Below are 19,316 nucleotides of genomic sequence, written 5' to 3'. Positions count from 1 at the left end.
CCAGGTCGGGGCGATCCAGGCAAACGCCGGGGCCCTGAGACCCTCCCGTCTATCTTGCGTTGAAAGCAAGCCCTTATTGGTGTTCCGGGGATCTCGACGATCATGATCGAATAGTTCTAGAGATCGCGACGATCCCGAGAAGGGGGGTTGGTTTACGTGTTGGATAAGGACGCCATGCGAGAGATTCGCAAAGAGCGTCAGATGAGCCGGGCGCAGGTGGCCGAGAAGCTGGAAAGGCACCCCCTCACCATTCGGCGATGGGAAACCGGAAAAGCCCAGCCGAACTCACATTCAATCTTGGCGCTGGCGGTAGCCCTGGGGTGCAATGTCGAAGACCTCACGGTGACGCCGCCGGTGGGGGAGGTGGCCCAGTGAGCGAGCCGCAGATGCCGAATTTGCATTACGGCGAAAAAGGTTGGGTGGCCATCACCCGCGACGAGACCGGCCGCATTCAGACGCACAAGGTTCGGATTTTCGAGCTGAGCGACGAGGGCGTAACGGCACTCGTCAAGGACCGGGACGGGGCACACGTCGAAGACCCGACCGTGATCGACGTGATCAAGGGCGATCCGCTGGGGGTGGCCAAGTACGTAGCGATGCTCCAACTCTCGGAGATGACCGACCGGGCGACCACACCAGCGCAGTTCGACGCCGTGGAGGCGGTGGCCGACTGGGTCATGAACTGGGAGCCGCGAGGTGCCTAAATTCGATGAGCCGGAAAGCATCGGCAACGAGGTTGCGTCACCGGCCGGAGGTGGCCCGGTCCACCCTCGCGCGGAAATGGTTGTCGTGCTCGCTCAACAGGGTATGGGGCGAAATGAAATTTCACGGCGCACCGGAATTCCTGCCGTTTCGGTTTCCCGAATCGCCAAGGCTAACGGCCTCAGCTTCGACGCCTCGCAGACCGAGGTGGCGTTGAAGGCGCGTATTGCCGAGCTGAAGAAGGCGCAAGCCGGAATCGCCCTCGGCCTGCACGAGGACATCGCAGTGGCCCGAATGTTGCTGCGCACCGCCCGCACCCACCGGGATTACGCGTTCGCCTCCAAGGCGATCGGCGATCTCACCCAGGCCGCCCAGCGCATGACCCCCGAGATCAGCGAACGGGAATCGGCCGAAGAGGTCAAGGACGCCTTGATGGACCTGCGCGACCAGATGCGCGCGGTCCGTGACGGATTCGAGGCACAGCACGGCGTTCCATTCGACAGCGCCGAGGCTGCCGAAATCATCAAGCAGGAGGCAAAGCAAAATGACGAAGCGTGAATTCGGCGAGATCGTGCAGGGCCCGATGACCCCGGACGGCCCGAGCGTGGACGAGATCCGGGCCATGCGACCGGGGTCGCCCGGCAGCTTCCACCACCGGGACGGCCGGACCCCGCTGGACTCGGCGGTGATCCGGGGCGAGTCGGTCCACGGTGACGGCGCGATGACCGAGGACCAGGCCGACCAGATCCGCAAGGCCGCCGGGATCGGGCGCGAGAACGCGCACGCCGGGCAGGTGGCCAAGTCGTATAGCGAGCACCGCGACCGGGTGACGGGCCAGGCGATCCGGACCTACGAGGACGGGCGCACCGAGATCGTGGACGAGAGCCGCCCGGCCACCAGGGTGCGCGGCGGCCGGTAGCCAGCGGCGGGGCGGGACGGGGGCACGGACGGCCTCCCGTCCCGCCGGGGGCCCACGGGGCCCGGCCTGCCCCGGCGAGATCCAGGGAGAGCCGCCCGTGGGCTGGCACGCAGGAACACGCGAAACGGCGGTACCCACGCTCGTTTCCTGCCACACAGCGCGCCGGATCTGGCGAGGTCGGCGCGACTGGCGGACGAGTCCGGCCAGGTCCGGGCCGATCGGCCAGCGAGAGGGCCGGACCTTGACGACCACGCAACTCCGGGTCTGGGTCCGGGCGTTGAGGTCCGGCCCGGGTCTCGACCCGATCGGCCCGACCTTGACGACCCAGCAAGCCGGGTCCGGCTCGACCCCCGGACCCCGGGGCGCGGACCTTGACGACCACGCAAGGGAACGGGCCCAGATCCGGCACGCACGAGGTCAACCCTCAACCTCTCGCCGGCCTTACTTCCCGTGATCGAACTCAACACGACGCGTGACAGCACGTTCAGACACAGATGAACCCCGGACCTCACCGCCAAGCGAATTCCGGGGCTCACCCACCAACCGAATGACCTCCACCGTCTAAGGCCACCGATCTTCCACCAGAAAATCACGCGGGAGCGGTGGCCGGAAGAGGCCACCAATGGCCACCACCAAGGCGTTCCGGCCGGAATTCAGGACGCGCAACGGAAAGCGCGTGAGCTTCGGCGCGAACTACACCCACGACACCAAGGCAAAGCGCAGGGCCGGACTCACCAAGGCCGGTCGCCCGAAGGTCGAAACCATGGGTGCTGGCACCGTGCTTCGGCGTCCTCGGCGGTGGATTCCGTGGGCCGTCCTCGGCGTGAATTCCGCAGCCGCTGGCGGGGCGTACGCGGTGGCCGAGCTGGGCCCGGTCGCTGGCGGGCTGGTGGTCGGCGGTGGGCTCTGGGTGGGTTACAAGGTCGTCCGCTGGACGGCGGGGGAGGTGGCCTATTTCTCCGTCAAGCTGCACCAGATCAGGGGCGGTTCGCGCCCGGCCGGGCTGGACGAGGCCAGCGCGCTCGGCCTGCCGCCCGGCACCCACATCCCGCGAGACAAGGTCAACGACCCGCGACGCCACGAATAACCGCCCGTAATTGGAACTGGAACTGGAACTGTGATTGTGACTGTGGCAGGACCCCCCTCCCACCGGGTACGTGCCCGGGCACGGGGGGTGTGCCGGGGGTGTTCCAGTTCCAGTCACGGTCACAGTCACAATTACGCGTGGTGACAAAGAAAGGCCGTCACTTGTCGTTATTGATGGTGCGCGAATGGGTGTGGGCACGCCTATTCTCCCCACCTTTTTAGATTCGGCTAAATTTCAGAAATTGTGCGGTGCGCAAATCCCGTGATTTGATTTTCTCAGCAATTCCGGACAGGCCGGAATTCAGGGGAATTCGGGAGAACGAAATGGCCGCCAACACCACCGCCGCGAAGAAGACCGCCGACCAGGCCGAGCCCGTCGCCTGCACCTGCTCGCAGTTCGCCACCGAGGACGGCCGCACCACCGGCTGCCAGGCGGAGACCAAGCGGCTGTTCGCTCCCGGCCACGACGCCAAGCTCAAGAGCTTCCTGATCCGCATGGGGGCCGAGGGCACCGAGGTCATCCGCACGGTGGACGGCATCGCCAGCAGCGCCGACGCCAGCACGCACGCCGCGAAGTTCGCGTTCGGGCACATGGTCGCCGCCGGGATCACCCGCGCCGAGACCAAGGCCGCCGAGAAGGCCGAGCGCGCCGCAGCCCGCGCCGCCCGCAAGGCGAAGGCCCCCGCCAAGATCACGGCCAAGGTCGGCCGCGCCACCTTCACCGGCCACATGGACGGCGACCACTTCGTCTACGAGGTGAAGGGCAAGGAGCGCCGCACCCTCAAGTTCCAGACCGCCTGACCGACCCGCCCCGCCGGGCGGTCGGCTGAGGCCGCCCGGCTCCCCCTGAGGAGCCCCAATGTTCAAGATCCAGTACCGCAACCCGCAGGGCCGCATGGTCACCGCCCAGCACCACGACCGCACCGAGATCCAGCGGCTTGCCGACAAGGCCCGGCAGGACGTGCCCGACGCCAGCGTCTGTGAACTCCGGGTGCGCGAGGTCGCCGCCAGCGAGATTACCGGCGATTTCATCTGGGCCGACTGCACCGCCGACTTCGCTCGTTAACACGAAGGAGCCCGGCCGAGGAGGCACCCCCGACCGGGCCGAAGTGCTGAGAGATTGAGGAACCCAGCGTGAACAAGCAAAACACAGCCGCCATTGCTACGGGCGTCATCGAACGTCTCGTGTCGGGCGGCCAGCTCCGGGCGGTCGCCTATGCCCGCGTCTCCACCGAGGACCAGGCCAAGGGTTACGGCGTCCAGTACTCGACGAAGAAGATCCTGCGCCACATCGAGCGCAAGGGCTGGCGGCACGTCGGCACCTTCTGCGACGAGGGCATCAGCGGCAGCCTGGAGGCGCACCAGCGCGAAGACCTCAACAAGTTGATGGAGTTGGCGCGCGAGAAGCCCAAGCCCTTCGACATCGTGGTCGTGAATGAGGGTCGCGCCATCGGCCGAACCGGTCGCGCCTTCTGGCGGTGGGTCTGGGAACTCGAAGACATGGGCATCTACGTCGGCGTTGTCCAGGACGACTACGACAACAGCACGGCCGAGGGTCGCAAGAAGATGCGCCGTGACGCCGACTACGCCGAGACCGAATGGGAGACCATCCGGCAGCGCACCCAAGGCGGGTTGCAGGAGAAGGCCGAGGAGGGCGGTTGGGTCGGCGGCCCGCCCCCGTATGGCTACGAGATCGAGGACCAGGGCAAGAAGGGTCTTTCCCGGCTCATCAAGTGCGCGGCTGAGGTCAAGGTGTTGCGCCGCGCCCGTGAGCTGCTGGTCGAGTTCCGGCTGAACATGCGCCAGACTGCCGCGCGCCTGAACGCCGAAGGGCTGTTCACCCGCTCGGGCAAGCCGTGGTCGCATCAGAACCTGCGCGCCCGGCTGATGTCCACGGCAGTCCTTGAGGCGGTCTTCATCTTCCGCAACACCAAGGTGAAGAACGGCCGGGGGCCGAAGCTCGACCAGAACGGCCAGCCGCTCTACGGCGAAACCGTCCGCATCGAGCTTGACCCGATCTTCACGCCCGAGGAGGTGGCCGACCTGAAGGCCGCCGTAGGCGAACCCTCCGGCAAGCCCAAGGGGCAGGCCGGGGTCTATCCGCTGTCGCGTCGGGTGCACGCCCAGTGCGGCAAGCACTACATCGGCGGCAAGCGGCACAAGGGGCCCGGACGCTGGTACCGCTGCAAGGGCCGACAGGAGGAGTACGCGCACGCCCCGACGTGCGACGACCCGCAGATCCCCGCCAACGAGCTTGAGGCCGCAGTCTGGGCCGAGGTCGTCAGCCTCCTCGGTGACCCTGACCAGCTCCGGGCGATGGCGGCTGAGTGGGTCGGCATGGCCGACACGGACCAGGACGCGCAGCGCGCGCGGGTGGCCGACCTGAACCAGCAGGTGGCCGACCGTGAGAAGGCCATGACCGAGACGCTGACCACCTACGCCCGGCTCAACGTGCCCGCGTCCACGATTGAGGAGGTCGTCAAGACGCTGACTGACGAGCGGGAGCAGCTCAAGGAGATGCGCGACGAGGCGCAGCGTTGGATGGACGAAACTCAGGCCGCCGAGCAGCGCGCGAACGACCTTGCAGCGCTGGCCGACCTGGCGCGTACCCGCCTGGCCGACATGACGCCCGAGGAACAGGGCGAGATCCTCGCGCTGCTGGACGTGCGCGTCACGGTCACGGGTCCGATGCCCGAGCGCAAGACGAACAAGGGCTGCACCCTTACCAAGTGGTTCGCCGACTCGGGGCGGCTGGTGCCACCGCCGCTGACCGACGAGGTGTGGGCCCTGGTGGAACCAGTCGTCAAGGCGTGGGAGCCGCCGAACCATCGCCTGATCGACGGCCGCGCGGTGGTCGACGGCATCTTGTTCAAGGCGCGCACCGGGTGCGGCTGGTACGGCGTCGAGGTCCCCGGCGACATCCTGTGGAAGACCGTGCACTCCCGGTTCAACCGCTGGCTGCGCGCTGGCGTATGGGCCGAGATCATGAAGGCGATCCCCAACGAGGGCACGCTTCCGGCGGGGATGCCCGTGCTACCGCCGTTCAAGATTGAGGGCCGCGTGGACCCGCGCATCCTGCCTATCCGGCACGAGGAGTCACCTGCGGAAACACCTATGGTCGGCTCGGGCGCCGCGCTCTGCGTGCCCGGCAACCACGAGAACAAGTACGGCCGTTACCTCAAGGGCCGCAATGTCCAGCACACCCACGGCCTCGCCGAGACCATCGAGCAGATGGAGGGCGAGAGCGAGGAGTTCAAGAAGCAGGTACGGGAGTTCATCGACGGGCTCGTCAGCCACTACGTCCTCGACGGCGGCCGGCTGGTCGTCTGCCACGCCGGTCTGCCGGAGAAGTACCACGGCCGCACCTCCGGCCGGGTCCGCAGCCACGCCCTGTACGGCGACACCACCGGCGAGACCGACGAGTTCGGCCTGCCGGTGCGCTACCCCTGGGCGGAGGACTACCGGGGCCGCGCGGCCGTCGTCTACGGTCACACCCCGGTTCCGCGGGCGTCCTGGCTGAACAACACCATCTGCCTGGACACCGGCGCCGTCTTCGGCGGCGCGCTCACCGCGCTGCGCTGGCCGGAGCGTGAACTGATCGACGTACCGGCCGAGAAGGTCTGGTACGAGCCGGCCAGGCCGCTGGCCTCCGAGGCGCCCGGCGGGCACGAGGGCCGGCCGCTGGACCTGGCCGACGTGCACGGCCGCCGGTCCGTCGAGACCCGGCACGCGGGACGGGTGTCGGTCCGCGAGGAGAACGCGGCCGCCGCCCTGGAGGTCATGAGCCGCTTCGCGGTCGACCCCCGCCTGCTGCCGTACCTCCCGCCGACCATGGCCCCGACGCCCACCTCGCACATCGAGGGCTACCTGGAGCACCCGGCGGAGGCGTTCGCGCAGTACAAGGAGGACGGCGTCGCGCGGGTCGTGTGCGAGGAGAAGCACATGGGTTCGCGGGCGGTCGCCCTGGTCTGCCGCGACGCGGACGCGGCCCGCGAGCGCTTCGGGGATGGGGGTACCTCCCGCTCGAGCGCAGCCGAGAGTGGGGGAGGCCCTACCGGGTCCCTCTACACCCGTACGGGCCGGCCGTTCTTCGACGACGCCGTCCGCACCGAACTGGTCCTGGGCCGGGTGCGCGAGGCCATGACGGCGGCCGGGCTCTGGGCCGAGCTGGACACCGACTGGGTGCTGCTCGACGCCGAGCTGCTGCCGTGGTCGCTGAAGGCGTCCGGGCTGCTGCGCACCCAGTACGCAGCCGTCGGCGCCGCCTCCGGCGCGGTGTTCCCGGGGGCGCTGGCCGCCCTGGAGGGCGCGGCGGCACGCGGCGTGGACGTGGGCGAACTGCTGGGCAAGCAGCGGGAGCGGGCCGCCGACGCCGCCGCGTTCACCGACGCGTACCGGCGCTACTGCTGGCCGACCGAGGGCCTGGACGGCGTACGGCTCGCCCCGTTCCAGCTCCTCGCCGTCCAGGGCCGCAGCCTCGCCGGCCTGCCGCACGACGAACAGCTGGCCCTCATCGACCGGCTCGTCGAGTTCGACGGCAGCGGCCTGCTGCGGACCACCCGGCGGCTCTTCGTCGACACCGGCGACGAGGACTCGGTGCGGGCCGGCGTCGACTGGTGGCTGGAGATGACCGGCCGGGGCGGCGAGGGCATGGTCGTCAAGCCGGTCGGAGCCGTCGTGCGCGGCAAGCAGGGGCGGCTGGTCCAGCCGGGCATCAAGTGCCGGGGCCGCGAGTACCTGCGGATCATCTACGGCCCGGAGTACACCCGCCCGGAGAACCTGGCCCGGCTGCGCGGCCGGTTCCTCAACCACAAGCGCTCCCTCGCCGTCCGCGAGTACGCCCTCGGTCTGGAGGCCCTGGACCGGCTCGCCGAGGGGGAGCCGCTGTGGCGGGTGCACGAGGCGGTGTTCGGGGTGCTGGCCCTGGAGTCGGAGCCGGTGGACCCCCGGCTCTGACCGGGGGAACCCGCGCCTGTGGCGGGACGGACCCGCGCCGGTGGGGCGACTTTGCGGCTGATAATGTCGCAGAAAGGCGTGGCCGTGCACTGCGTTCGAATGGTTCAGCGATTCCGGCAGTGCTCGGGGGGACAGCGATCGCAGCCAGTCGCGGGCGAGCGCTGCCACCCGAGTCGGTCCCATCGGTCCCATTCGAAGGTATGCGGGGTTCCCCTTGCGTCGCACCACAGCGCGGTCCGGGCGAGAGCGATCGGCACTCGACGCCGCATACGACGAGTGCCGCCGCCTGGTCCGCACGACCCGGCCCACCGAACTCGCCCTGATGCAGCTCATGCCTCCGGCGGCCCGGCCCGCCTGCTGGGCCCTGTACGCCGCCTTCTCCTACGCCGACGACCTGATCGACTCCGGCGAGGGCACCCCCGAGGAGCGCGGCCGGCGGCTCCAGGAGTGGCGGGACGCGCTGGAGGCCGACCTGACGAGCGGGACCAGCGAGGACCCGATCCGGCTCGCGCTCACCGACGCGGTGTGGCACTGGGGCCTCGACCTCCGCGACCTGCTGGGCGCCCTCGACGCGGTCCAGCGCGACGACGACCGCAAGGGTGTCGCGACCTGGCAGGAGTGGCGTGAGCGCGCCCACGCCCAGAACCTCAGCTGGCCCGAACAGCTCATGCGGATGCTGGTGCGCTGCGGCCTGCCGGTGCCCGTGCGGCTGCGGGACCTCCCCGGCTTCACCCGCTTCGTCGAGGGCCTCTACCTCACCGACACCCTCCGCGACCTCGTCGACGACCTCGACGGCGAGGACCTGTGGATCCCCGCCGAGGTCCTCGACCGCTTCCAGGTCACCCCGGCCGAGCTGCGCTCCCGGCAGTGGACACCCGCCGTTCAGCAGCTGATCGCCCACCTCGCCGGCCAGGCACGGGAATGGCTGGAGAACTCCCGCCGGGCGCTGCGCGACACGCTGCCGCTGGGCCCCTCCATCGTCCTCGACACCGCCGTCGAACTGTTCGGCGCGGAGCTGGACGCGCTCGTACGGGCCGGATCGGCCGTCCTGCACCGGCAGGTGCGCGTGCCCCGGCACATCGAGTGGCGGATCCTCGGCCCGGCCCGGGCACGGGCCGCGGTGGTGTGGCGGCTGACGCTGCCGCCCGGCCGGGACACGGTCACCGACACCGCGCGGACGGTCGCCGCTCGCCGTACGGACGCGGCCTCGCCCACCGGCGCGGCGGCAGGGGACCGGCTCGGGGGCCCCGAGCCGCTCGGGAGCCGGATCGCCGAACCGCCGCTGCCGCCCCGCCCGCACCGCGACGGCGTCCGGCCGCCGACGATAGCCGCCGCTCATCTGCCGCAGCACGTGGCGATCGTCATGGACGGCAACGGCCGCTGGGCCACCGGGCTGGGGCTGCCCCGCGACGAGGGCCACCGGGCCGGCGCGATGGCGCTGCGGGACGTGGTCCAGGGCGCCCTGGAGATCGGTCTTCCCCACCTGACCGTCTACGCCTTCTCCACCGAGAACTGGAAACGCTCGCCCGACGAGGTCTCCAAGCTCTTCGCGATCATGCGCGCCGAACTCCTCGACGGCGAACTCCTCGACCACGACGTACGGCTCCGCTGGGTGGGTTCCCCCGACGGGCTCCCGGACGACGTGGCGGACGTACTCCGCGGCCAGGAACACGCCACCCGCAACCGTGCGGGCCTCACCCTCAACATCTGTGTCAACTACGGTGGCCGTGCCGAACTCACCCAGGCGGGCGCGGCGTTGGCCCGCGCCGCGCTGGCCGGTGAGATCGACCCCGCCCGGGTCTCCGAGCAGCTCTTCGCCGCGCATCTGCCCCACCACGCGCTGCCCGACGTGGACCTCCTGTGGCGCACCAGCGGCGAGATCCGGACCTCCAACTTCCTTCCCTGGCACGCCCATTACGCCGAACTGCACTTCACCGACCAGCCCTGGCCGGAGGTCGACCGCCGCGACCTGTGGGAGGCCATCGAGGCCTACACGCACCGCAAGCGCCGCAAGGGGGCGGCGTCGGTGCAGGCATCGGTGCCGGCGCGGAACGAGGGTGAGTGACACCCCCCGTGACGGCCTTCCGCGTCGGCCGTCAGTCGCCCAGCAGCCGCAGGCGCGCCTCGGCGACACCCACCCGCACCGTCTGACCCCACGTCAACTCCAGTGCGTCGCCCTCCATCCCGTCGCCGAAGGCGATGAGCCGGTCCGACTCGACGGTGAGGCACAGCCGGGCGGCCGCCGCGAGCTCTCCCGCGACGAGGGACGTCCCGGTCGCGGGGGAGGGCCAGGCCTCGCGGACGAACCACAGCAGCCGGGCCTCGCCCGGACCGGGCAGCGGCAGCGCGCTCGCCCGCTCCTGCCACACCGACCGGATCCACCCGCTCGCCCCGGTGCCGGTCCCGACGAGCACCCCGGAGGAGGCCTGGGGCTCGACGGCACTCCTGTCGCCGTCGAACCCCAGGCGGTAGCGGGCGGTCTGGTGGCCGGCCGCGCCGAGGTAGATCTCGTTGAGCGCGACCAGCCGCTGGGTGTCGTCGGCCACGGCCTCGACCATGGTCAACGCCTCCACGCCGGCTCCTGGCAGCAGTGCGGACGCGAGCAACTTCCCTGCCTGCGCGGGCCGGTGGCGCACCAGGACGCCCGGGTTGCGCCGGGGATCCGGGTTGATCCCCACCACCGGCTGCCCCGCCAGGTACTTGGCGACATTGGCCACCAGTCCGTCCTGCCCGACGACCACCACGACGTCCTCGGGGGCGAACAGGAACCGGTCCAAGTCGCCTCGCTCCGCCCGGGCCTGACGCCAGGTCAGGGGGATCGAGGACGTGACCTCGGCCAGCGCCCGGCGCTCCAACCGGTGCCGCTCGGCCATGTCCTCGATGTCCCGCCCCCGGGACCGCAGGAAGAAGGCGGCCTGCCCGTGCGTGCCGTGCCGGGCCACCAACTCCTCGTACTCGGTGGTGCGATGGACCAGCACGACGCGCGGGGCGAGACTCACGCGGAGTCCCCGGCCGGTCCGGCCCCGCCGCCGAGCTTCGCCAGCAGTCCGGTCAGCACGTCCGGCGACACCGTCACGCTCTCGATCCTCGGCAGGTTCTCCGCGAGCCGGCTCCCGGTCAGCGCGTGCAGGGTCGCCGCGTCCACCTCGTCGTGCACCCGCAGCCACGCCGCCTGCGCCTCGGCCCGCGCCGCACCGACCTCCCGTGCGGCCCGCGCCTCCGCCTCGGCGAGCTTGACCTGACGGACGGCCTCCGCCTCGGCGAGCCTGACGTTGCGCGCCGCCTCCGCCTCGGCGAGCTTCACGGTCCGCTCGGCCTCCGCGACGGTCAGCCGTACCGTCCTGGCCGCCTCCGCGCCAGCCCTCACCCCGTCCGCGGCGGCCTTCTCCTCCGCCTCCCGCCGCGCGTTCGTACCCCGCTGCTCGACCAACTGCTCCTCACGGCGGGCGAGTTCGATCTGGCTGGCCAGCTCGTTCTCGGCGATGGCCCGCTCCCGCTCGACGGCCACGGCCCGGCGTTCGTACGTCGCCCGGTCCGCCTCCTGCTGGATCTGCTCCCGGGCCGGCGTACGCAACGCCCGCTCCACCTCCGGTTCGGGCCGCAGCGCCACCACGCGTACGGCCACGATCTCGATCCCGGTGGCGGGCAGCCGCGGCTCGGCCGCCAGCCCGCCGACCACCCGCTCCCGGACCGCCGCGACCCCGTCGACCAGGGCCGACGCCAGCGACGTACGGGCCAGCACGTCGAGCGCGTGCTGCTGGGCCGTCTCCGTCAGCAGTGTCGACAACTGCTCCAGGGGAGCGCCGCGCCAGACACCCGTGTCGGGGTCGACGGAGAAGTCCAGCCGGGCGGCGGCGATCGCCGGGTCGCTGACCCGGTACGTCACCGTCGCCTGCACCGCCACGTCCTGGAAGTCGGACGTACGGGCGTGGAAGGTCATCGCCAACTCCCGGTCGTCCACCGGGATCTCGGACAGCGCGGCGGTCAGCGACCGGTACCAGAAGCTCAGCCCCGGGCCGTCGTGCACGAGCCGCCCGGAGCGGTGGTGACGGATGTGCGCGGTGGGCGCGCCACGCAGATGCCGCCAGCCGAGCCGCCTGGTGATGTCGGCCATGGATGATCCCCCTGATGATCGCGTGCGGGCTTGTCCTTGCAGCTGCCCGCGCACTTGCTCGCGGACCTGTTTGCGTCACATGGACGATAATGGGGCCGGGGCTTATCGTCAAGAGGACGCAATGGGGAGGTGCCGATTCGATCCGGCCAACCGGCGGGTGAACACGCGCCCGAATGGTCAGGATGAGGACATGGGATTCCACGTCGACTCCGAAGCCGGGCGGCTGCGCCGCGTCATCCTGCACCGGCCGGATCTGGAGCTCAAAAGGCTCACCCCCAGCAACAAGGACACGCTGCTCTTCGACGACGTGCTGTGGGTGCGCCGGGCGCGCGCCGAGCACGACGGATTCGCCGATGTGCTGCGTGACCGAGGGGTCGCCGTCCACCTCTTCGGCGACCTCCTCACCGACGTCATGCGCGTCCCGCAGGCCAGGGAGCTGGTCCTCGACCGGGTCTTCGACGAGAAGGAGTACGGTCCGCTCGCCACGGACCACCTCAGGGCCGCCTTCGAGTCCCTGTCCCTGGCCGAACTCGTCGAGGCCCTGATCGGCGGCATGACCAAGCGGGAATTCCTCGACGCGCACATGGAGCCGGCCTCCGTGCGCTTCCATGTCATGGAACTCGACGACTTCCTCCTCGACCCCCTCCCCAACCACCTCTTCACCCGCGACACCTCCGCCTGGATATACGACGGGGTCTCCATCAACGCCATGCGCTGGCCGGCCCGCCAGCGCGAGACCGTCCACTTCGAGGCGATCTACCGGCACCACCCGCTCTTCCGCGGCGAAACGTTCCACGTCTGGTCGGAGGGTCAGGCCGACTACCCGTCCACCATCGAGGGCGGCGACGTCCTCGTCATCGGCAACGGCGCCGTGCTCATCGGCATGAGCGAGCGCACCACCCCGCAGGCTGTCGAGATGCTCGCCCACAAGCTCTTCGCCGCCGGCTCCGCGCAGACCATCGTGGCCCTCGACATGCCGAAGCGGCGGGCCTTCATGCACCTGGACACCGTCATGACCATGGTCGACGGCGACACCTTCACCCAGTACGCCGGACTCGGCATGCTCCGCTCGTACACCATCGAGCCGGGCGTCGGCGAGAAGGAACTCAAGGTCACCGACCATCCGCCCGAGCACATGCACCGCGCGATCGCCGCCGCGCTCGGCCTCGACGCGATCCGGGTGCTGACCGCCACGCAGGACGTTCACGCCGCCGAGCGCGAGCAGTGGGACGACGGCTGCAACGTTCTCGCCGTCGAACCGGGCGTCGTCGTCGCCTACGAGCGCAACGCCACCACCAACACGCATCTGCGCAAGCAGGGCATCGAGGTGATCGAGATCCCGGGGAGCGAGCTGGGGCGGGGGAGGGGCGGGCCGCGCTGTATGAGCTGTCCCGTAGAGAGGTCGGCCGTATAGAAATGTGGAACGTCGTATAGACTTCCAGTCTTCTTCGTGATGTCCCTGTCGTCCTCGATCCAGGAGCGCCCCATGGCGACTGTCCCCACCGCTGCCCTCGCCGGGCGTCATTTCCTCAAGGAGCTGGATTTCACCGCGGCGGAGTTCCGTGGCCTGATCGAGCTGGCCGTCGAGCTGAAGGCGGCCAAGAAGGCCGGGACGGAGACCCGGCGTCTGCGCGGCAAGAACATCGCGCTGATCTTCGAGAAGACCTCGACGCGCACGCGCTGCGCGTTCGAGGTCGCCGCGGCGGACCAGGGGGCGTCGACGACGTATCTCGACCCGGCCGGCTCGCAGATGGGCCACAAGGAGTCGGTGCGGGACACCGCGCGGGTGCTCGGTCGGATGTTCGACGCCATCGAGTTCCGCGGGGACAGTCAGGCGAACGTCGAGGAGCTGGCCGCGTACGCCGGAGTGCCCGTCTACAACGGCCTCACCGACGACTGGCACCCCACCCAGATGCTCGCCGACGTGATGACCATGACCGAGCACAGCGACAAGCCGCTCGGCGAGCTGGCTTTCGCCTACCTCGGCGACGCCCGCTTCAACATGGGCAACTCCTACCTGGTCACCGGCGCGCTGCTCGGTATGGACGTCCGGATCGTCGCCCCGGAGGCCTACTGGCCCGCCGAGGAGGTCGTCACCCACGCGCGCAAGCTCGCGGAGATCAGCGGCGCGCGGATCATGCTCACGGAGCACATCCATGAGGGGGTGGAGGGCGCCGATTTCGTCGCCACGGACGTCTGGGTGTCCATGGGGGAGCCGAAGGAGGTCTGGGACGAGCGCATAGGCGCGCTGTCCCCGTACGCCGTCACCATGGACGTCCTGCGCGCCACCGGTAACCCCGGCGTCAAGTTCCTCCACTGCCTGCCGGCCTTCCACGACCTCGGCACGAAGGTGGGGCGCGAGATCCATGCCCTGCACGGGCTGGACTCCCTGGAGGTCACCGACGAGGTCTTCGAGTCGTCCCACTCGGTCGTCTTCGACGAGGCGGAGAACCGCCTGCACACGATCAAGGCGGTACTGGTGGCGACGCTGGCCTGAGCCCAAGCTGTTTCAGCCCGTCCGGCGTTTGAGGACGAGGCCGTTCAGGCCGACAGCGGGGGCCTGGGGGCGCAGCCCCCAGGTACGGGATGGGACGGGTAGGGGCGGCGGGGGTGAAAACTATGCGGGGCGGCGCTGACGCGGCACCGTGCGCAAGCGGAACCAGACCGCCTTGCCGGAGCCCGTCGCGCGATGGCCGCAGGCCGAGCTGAGGGCGCGGATGAGAAGCAACCCCCGCCCATGCTCCTGCCAGGGATCGGGCTCACCGAACCCCGGCGCCGTGAGATCCCCCGGCGGAGCCGGATCCGGATCATGCACCTCCACCTTGCAGCTGGACGGCGACAACTCCACGACCAGCTCGATCGGCCCGTCCCCCGCCGCATGCTCCACCGCGTTGGCGACCAGCTCCGCCGTCAGCAGCTCCGCCGTGTCGCGGTCCGTCCCATGCGCCAGCTCGCTCAGCGCCGTACGGACCAACGCGCGAGCGACAGGCACGGCCGCAGCGGTGTGCGGGAGCGCGATGCGCCAGGACGCGGGGGCGGAGGGATCTTGCAAGGCGGTGGGTCCGTTCATGGAGCAGGTCATGGGTCGTCCTGCTTTCAACATGACGAATGGTACGGCGCGAACCGGCAGAGCCGCTCTAGGGGAGCCGTACGGGGCCTGCGGGCCCCGTTGTCAGGCGGTGTACCCACACCAACGCCCCGCCGCGCCCGGCCGATCCCGTCGTTACCGGCCTGTCGAACGTCCGTGACCGAGTCACGGAGCGTCGGCGGGCCTCGCCGCCTATCGCGTACTCATGACGACAGTCAGATATCGGTGATAGCTTCGTCGGGTAGGGAAGTAGCCGCAGCGCAGCGGTAGCCCCCGAGGAGGCCGCCCGTCATGAGTCCCTTCACCGGCTCCGCCGCCCGCACCTCCGACTGGCTCCATCTGAGGTGCGAGATCACCGACGGCGTCGCGACCGTCACCCTGGCCCGCCCCGAGAAACTCAACGCCCTCACCTTCGGCGCCTACGCCGACCTGCGCGACCTGCTCGCCGAGCTGTCCCGGGAGAAGTCCGTCCGCGCCCTGGTGCTGGCCGGCGACGGCCGAGGCTTCTGCTCCGGCGGCGACGTCGACGAGATCATCGGCGCCACCCTCGCCATGGACACCTCCCAGCTGCTCGACTTCAACCGGATGACCGGCCAGGTCGTACGGGCCGTACGCGAGTGCCCGTTCCCGGTGATCGCCGCCGTGCACGGCGTGGCGGCGGGCGCCGGCGCGGTCCTCGCCCTGGCCGCCGACTTCCGCGTGGCGGACCCCACCGCCCGCTTCTCCTTCCTCTTCACCCGCGTGGGCCTCTCCGGCGGCGACATGGGCGCCGCCTACCTCCTGCCCCGCGTCGTCGGCCTCGGCCACGCCACCCGCCTCCTGATGCTCGGCGACCCGGTCCGCGCCCCGGAAGCCGAACGCATCGGCCTCATCAGCCAGCTCACCGACGAAGGCAGCGCCGACGAAGCCGCCCAAGCCTTGGCCCGCCGCCTCGCCGAGGGACCGGCCCTGGCCCACGCCCAGACCAAGGCGCTACTGACAGCCGAACTGGACATGCCCCTGTCGGCCGCCGTGGAACTGGACGCCGCGACCCAGGCCCTGCTGATGAACGGCGAGGACTACGCGGAGTTCCATGCGGCGTTCAAGGGAAAGCGACCTCCCAAATGGAGGGGACGGTGACTGCGCGACCAGCCCCCACGAACCCGCACCCGCCCCACGACCCCAGCCACCCCCACCGCATAGCCATCATCGGCGGCGGCCCCGGCGGCCTCTACGCCGCCGCCCTCCTCAAACGCCTCGACCCCACCCGCGAAATCACCCTCTGGGAACGCAACGCCCCCGACGACACCTTCGGCTTCGGAGTGGTCCTCTCCGACGAAACCCTCGGCGGCATAGAACACGCCGACCCGACCGTCTACGAAACCCTGCAACGGCACTTCACCCGCTGGGACGACATCGACATCGTCCACCGGAACACCCGCCACACCTCCGCAGGACACGGCTTCGCCGCCCTGGGCCGCAGCCACCTCCTCCAGATCCTGCACGACCGCTGCCGCGCACTCGGCGTCGAGCTCCGCTTCCGTACGGAGGCCCCGTACCCGGCATGGCTCCGCGAGACGTACGACCTGGTCATCGCGGCGGACGGCGTGCACAGCTCGACGCGCGAGGCGTACGCGGAGGTGTTCCGGCCGGCCGTGGAGGAGCACCGCTGCCGTTACATCTGGCTCGCCGCCGACTTCGCCTTCGAGGCGTTCCGCTTCGAGATCGCCGAGACCGAGCACGGTGTGATGCAACTGCACGGCTACCCGTACGCGCCGGACGCGTCCACCGTCATCGTGGAGATGAGGGAGGAGGTGTGGCGGGCCGCCGGGTTCGAGGAGCTGGACGCCTCCGCGTCCGTCGAACGCTGCGCCAAACTCTTCACGGACGCGCTCGGCGGACGCCCGCTCAAGTCCAACAAGTCGTCCTGGACCACCTTCCGCACGGTCGTCAACGAGCGCTGGTCGCACGGCAATCTGGTGCTGCTCGGCGATGCCGCGCACACCGCGCACTTCTCCATCGGCTCCGGTACGAAACTCGCCGTCGAGGACGCGCTGGCGCTGGCCGCCTGTCTGACGGAACAGCCCGATCTGGCAAGGGCGTTGACGGCGTACGAGGAGGAGCGGCGCCCGGTGGTCGCCTCCACGCAGCGTGCCGCGCGGGCCAGCCTGGAGTGGTTCGAGGACATCGGGCTCCATCTCGACCAGCCGGGCCGGCAGTTCGCCTTCAACCTCCTCACCCGCAGCCGCCGCGTCACCCACGACAACCTCCGGCTGCGCGACGCGCACTTCACCAGCGCCGTGGAGCGCGAGTTCGGCTGCCCGCCCGGCACGCCCCCGATGTTCACGCCGTTCCGGCTGCGCGGCCTGACCCTGCGCAACCGCGTCGTCGTGTCCCCGATGGACATGTACTCGGCGACCGACGGCGTCCCCGGCGACTTCCACCTCGTCCACCTGGGCGCCCGCGCCCTCGGCGGCGCCGGGCTCGTGATGACCGAGATGGTGTGTGTGAGCCCCGAGGGGCGTATCACCCCGGGCTGCGCCGGACTCTGGAACTCCCGGCAGGCCGACGCCTGGCGCCGCACGGTGACGTTCGTGCACGAGCAGGCACCGGGCACGGCCATCGGAGTCCAGCTCGGCCACTCCGGCCGCAAGGGCTCGACGAAGCTGATGTGGGAGGGCATCGACGACCCCCTCGACACGGGCAACTGGCCCCTGGTGGCCGCCTCCCCGATCCCGTACAAGCCGGGGAGTCAGACTCCGCGCGAGCTCTCCCGTGCCCAACTGACCGATATCCGCGAGGAGTTCACCTCGGCCGCTCGCCGTGCTGCCCGCAGCGGCTTCGATCTCCTCGAACTCCATTGCGCGCACGGCTACTTGCTCTCCGGCTTCCTCTCCCCGCTCACCAACCACCGCACCGACCGCTACGGCGGTTCCCTCGGCGACCGGCTGCGCTTCCCGCTCGAAGTCTTCGACGCCGTACGGTCGGTGTGGCCTCAGGAGCGGCCCATGACCGTGCGGATCTCCGCCACCGACTGGGCCGACGGGGGCACCACCGCCGAGGACGCCGTCGAGATCGCCCGCGCCTTCGCCGCGCACGGCGCCGACGCGATCGATGTCTCCACCGGGCAGGTCGTCTCCGACGAACACCCCGAGTACGGGCGCTCGTACCAGACGCCGTTCGCGGACCGCATCCGCAACGAGGTCCGCGTCCCGGTACTGGCCGTGGGTGCGATCTCGTCGTGGGACGACGTCAACTCGCTGATCCTGGCCGGGCGTACGGACCTCTGTGCCCTCGCCCGCCCCCACCTCTACGACCCCCACTGGACCCTCCACGCGGCCGCCGAGCAGGGCTACGAGGGGCCGGGCGTCAGCTGGCCCTCCCCCTACCGCGCGGGCAGCCGCCGCCCGAACACGGGCCGCACGGACGCGCCGAGACCCCGGCTGACGCTGGGGACACCGCCGTAGCCATGCCTGGCTGACGACACGGCCTAGGGGCGGCACGGGTGGGCGCAGCGGCACCCGGCAAGCGCCGGTGAGCGCACCCGGCCCCGGTGCAGCAGGAGCGCCGGGTGCCCTCACACAGAACGCGAGCTATGACAGGTCGACCATCCCCGCCGTGAGCGTCGCCCCGTCCGCCGGGTCGACCAGGATGAACGCGCCGGTCCGCCGCACCACCGCGTAGTCGTCCAGCGCCAGCGGCTCCGCCGTGCGCAGCACGATCCGGCCCAGGTCGTTCGTGGTCAGTTCGGCCGGTCCGCCGAGGTCCTTGACGAGCGCCTTGACGGTCCGGGTCGTATGCCGGACAAGCACCCGGTCACCCACCCGCAGCGGCCGTTCCGCCAGATGGCAGACGGACGCGCGGACGTCCCGCGTGAGGGTCGGCGCGTCCGCCGTACCGGTGGTGATCATGTCGCCACGGGAGACATTCCGCTGGTCGGCCAGCCGTACGGTGATCGACTGGGGCGCGTACGCGACCTCCGCCGCCTCACCCAGGACGTCGATCGCCGTGATCTCGGAGGTCCCGCCCGACGGATGGACCGTGACACGGTCGCCCACCCGCAGCGCACCCGACACCAACTGCCCGGCGTAGTGCCGGACTCCGCCATGCCGGATCACGTACTGGACGGGGAAGCGGGCCGGAGCGTCGGCCGCCTCCGTGCCGACCGGGACGGTCTCCAGGAACTCCAGCAGCGCGGGCCCCGTGTACCAGTCCATCCGCCCGGAGCGCTCGACGACGTTGTCACCGACCAGTGCGGAGACCGGGATCGAGGTGAAGCCGGGGAGCCCCAGCTCCTCCGCGTGCCGGGTGAAGTCCTCGACGATCCGGAGGAACTCCTTCTCCTCGTAGCCGACGAGGTCCATCTTGTTGACGGCCAGCACCACATGCGGGACCCGGAGGAGGGCCGCGACCGCCGCGTGCCGGAGCGTCTGCTCGACGACGCCGTTGCGGGCGTCCACGAGGATGATCGC

General features: G+C 70.5%; 16 protein-coding genes and 2 pseudogenes. 14 read left to right on the top strand and 4 right to left on the bottom strand.

Features of this window, described 5'->3' with window-relative positions:
• The first annotated feature begins 156 nt into the window (after positions 1-156).
• The 10 genes and pseudogenes from I8N67_RS37955 to uppS all read left to right on the top strand — a co-directional run bounded on the left by I8N67_RS37955 (position 157) and on the right by uppS (position 9,728).
• The gene (locus tag I8N67_RS37955; protein WP_200308848.1) at positions 157-375 is read left to right on the top strand and encodes a helix-turn-helix transcriptional regulator; all 219 of its coding nucleotides are present in this window, start codon (positions 157-159) and stop codon (positions 373-375) included.
• The gene (locus I8N67_RS37950) at positions 372-704 is read left to right on the top strand and encodes a hypothetical protein (protein WP_200308847.1); all 333 of its coding nucleotides are present in this window, start codon (positions 372-374) and stop codon (positions 702-704) included. The genes I8N67_RS37955 and I8N67_RS37950 overlap by 4 nt, the downstream gene beginning before the upstream one ends.
• On the top strand, positions 697-1,260 hold the full coding sequence (locus I8N67_RS37945; RefSeq protein WP_200308846.1) for a hypothetical protein: 564 nt from the start codon (positions 697-699) through the stop codon (positions 1,258-1,260). The genes I8N67_RS37950 and I8N67_RS37945 overlap by 8 nt, the downstream gene beginning before the upstream one ends.
• Positions 1,247-1,621, top strand: coding sequence for a hypothetical protein (locus tag I8N67_RS37940; protein WP_200308845.1), 375 nt, complete (start codon positions 1,247-1,249; stop codon positions 1,619-1,621). Before I8N67_RS37945 ends, I8N67_RS37940 begins: the two co-directional genes overlap by 14 nt.
• 622 nt (positions 1,622-2,243) lie before the next feature.
• Positions 2,244-2,708, top strand: coding sequence for a hypothetical protein (locus I8N67_RS37935; RefSeq protein ID WP_200308844.1), 465 nt, complete (start codon positions 2,244-2,246; stop codon positions 2,706-2,708).
• 323 nt (positions 2,709-3,031) lie between these two features.
• Positions 3,032-3,508 (top strand): hypothetical protein, encoded by a 477-nt coding sequence (locus tag I8N67_RS37930; protein WP_200308843.1) that lies wholly within the window; start codon positions 3,032-3,034, stop codon positions 3,506-3,508.
• Between the two features lie 58 nt (positions 3,509-3,566).
• Positions 3,567-3,773, top strand: a complete 207-nt coding sequence (locus I8N67_RS37925; protein WP_200308842.1) for a hypothetical protein — start codon at positions 3,567-3,569, stop codon at positions 3,771-3,773.
• Positions 3,774-3,841: 68 nt separating this feature from the next.
• A pseudogene (locus tag I8N67_RS43430) lies at positions 3,842-5,683 on the top strand (recombinase family protein); the annotation flags it as partial.
• Positions 5,684-5,821: 138 nt separating this feature from the next.
• A pseudogene (locus I8N67_RS43425) lies at positions 5,822-7,663 on the top strand (polynucleotide kinase-phosphatase); the annotation flags it as partial.
• 322 nt (positions 7,664-7,985) lie between these two features.
• Positions 7,986-9,728 carry a polyprenyl diphosphate synthase gene (gene uppS, locus I8N67_RS37915; RefSeq protein WP_234046934.1) on the top strand — a complete coding sequence of 581 codons (1,743 nt, stop codon included), beginning with the start codon at positions 7,986-7,988 and terminating at the stop codon, positions 9,726-9,728.
• Between the two features lie 31 nt (positions 9,729-9,759).
• Here the strand turns inward: uppS and I8N67_RS37910 are convergent, their stop codons facing one another.
• Complete coding sequence (locus tag I8N67_RS37910; RefSeq protein WP_200308839.1) at positions 9,760-10,662, bottom strand: NAD(+)/NADH kinase; 903 nt, start codon at positions 10,660-10,662, stop codon at positions 9,760-9,762.
• Positions 10,659-11,777: an SPFH domain-containing protein gene (locus I8N67_RS37905; protein WP_200308838.1), complete on the bottom strand. Its 1,119-nt coding sequence runs from the start codon at positions 11,775-11,777 to the stop codon at positions 10,659-10,661. The genes I8N67_RS37910 and I8N67_RS37905 overlap by 4 nt, the downstream gene beginning before the upstream one ends.
• A gap of 190 nt (positions 11,778-11,967) precedes the next feature.
• On the opposite strand from I8N67_RS37905, the gene I8N67_RS37900 reads away from it, so the two are divergent.
• Entirely contained in the window at positions 11,968-13,191 is a 1,224-nt protein-coding gene (locus I8N67_RS37900; protein ID WP_200308837.1) for an arginine deiminase, read from the top strand.
• A gap of 72 nt (positions 13,192-13,263) precedes the next feature.
• Positions 13,264-14,274, top strand: a complete 1,011-nt coding sequence (gene argF / locus I8N67_RS37895; RefSeq protein ID WP_200308836.1) for an ornithine carbamoyltransferase — start codon at positions 13,264-13,266, stop codon at positions 14,272-14,274.
• Positions 14,275-14,394: 120 nt separating this feature from the next.
• Here the strand turns inward: argF and I8N67_RS37890 are convergent, their stop codons facing one another.
• Positions 14,395-14,847: an ATP-binding protein gene (locus tag I8N67_RS37890; RefSeq protein ID WP_200308835.1), complete on the bottom strand. Its 453-nt coding sequence runs from the start codon at positions 14,845-14,847 to the stop codon at positions 14,395-14,397.
• A 309-nt stretch (positions 14,848-15,156) separates the two neighbouring features.
• Between I8N67_RS37890 and I8N67_RS37885 the strand changes: the two genes are divergently transcribed.
• A complete protein-coding gene (locus tag I8N67_RS37885) occupies positions 15,157-15,984 on the top strand; it encodes an enoyl-CoA hydratase family protein (protein WP_200308834.1) in 828 nt (275 codons plus the stop codon).
• Positions 15,969-18,311: a bifunctional salicylyl-CoA 5-hydroxylase/oxidoreductase gene (locus tag I8N67_RS37880; protein ID WP_234046932.1), complete on the top strand. Its 2,343-nt coding sequence runs from the start codon at positions 15,969-15,971 to the stop codon at positions 18,309-18,311. Before I8N67_RS37885 ends, I8N67_RS37880 begins: the two co-directional genes overlap by 16 nt.
• A gap of 126 nt (positions 18,312-18,437) precedes the next feature.
• Here the strand turns inward: I8N67_RS37880 and I8N67_RS37875 are convergent.
• Positions 18,438-19,316: elongation factor 1-alpha C-terminal domain-related protein (locus I8N67_RS37875; RefSeq protein ID WP_200308833.1), on the bottom strand; the 879-nt coding region annotated here is incomplete at its 5' end.

The organism is Streptomyces adelaidensis (assembly GCF_016598475.1).
Taxonomy (GTDB): Bacteria; Actinomycetota; Actinomycetes; order Streptomycetales; family Streptomycetaceae; genus Streptomyces; species Streptomyces adelaidensis.
This window is presented reverse-complemented; position numbering and strand designations above follow the sequence as displayed.

Excerpts from the sequence above, each read along its gene's own strand:
- I8N67_RS37940 (WP_200308845.1), top strand. The coding sequence starts at position 1,247 with ATGACGAAGCGTGAATTCGGCGAGATCGTGCAGGGCCCGATGACCCCG.
- I8N67_RS37935 (WP_200308844.1), top strand. The coding sequence starts at position 2,244 with ATGGCCACCACCAAGGCGTTCCGGCCGGAATTCAGGACGCGCAACGGA.
- I8N67_RS37930 (WP_200308843.1), top strand. The coding sequence starts at position 3,032 with ATGGCCGCCAACACCACCGCCGCGAAGAAGACCGCCGACCAGGCCGAG.
- I8N67_RS37925 (WP_200308842.1), top strand. The coding sequence starts at position 3,567 with ATGTTCAAGATCCAGTACCGCAACCCGCAGGGCCGCATGGTCACCGCC.
- uppS (WP_234046934.1), top strand. The coding sequence starts at position 7,986 with ATGCAGCTCATGCCTCCGGCGGCCCGGCCCGCCTGCTGGGCCCTGTAC.
- I8N67_RS37905 (WP_200308838.1), bottom strand. The coding sequence starts at position 11,777 with ATGGCCGACATCACCAGGCGGCTCGGCTGGCGGCATCTGCGTGGCGCG.
- I8N67_RS37900 (WP_200308837.1), top strand. The coding sequence starts at position 11,968 with ATGGGATTCCACGTCGACTCCGAAGCCGGGCGGCTGCGCCGCGTCATC.
- argF (WP_200308836.1), top strand. The coding sequence starts at position 13,264 with ATGGCGACTGTCCCCACCGCTGCCCTCGCCGGGCGTCATTTCCTCAAG.
- I8N67_RS37890 (WP_200308835.1), bottom strand. The coding sequence starts at position 14,847 with ATGAACGGACCCACCGCCTTGCAAGATCCCTCCGCCCCCGCGTCCTGG.
- I8N67_RS37885 (WP_200308834.1), top strand. The coding sequence starts at position 15,157 with ATGAGTCCCTTCACCGGCTCCGCCGCCCGCACCTCCGACTGGCTCCAT.
- I8N67_RS37880 (WP_234046932.1), top strand. The coding sequence starts at position 15,969 with ATGGAGGGGACGGTGACTGCGCGACCAGCCCCCACGAACCCGCACCCG.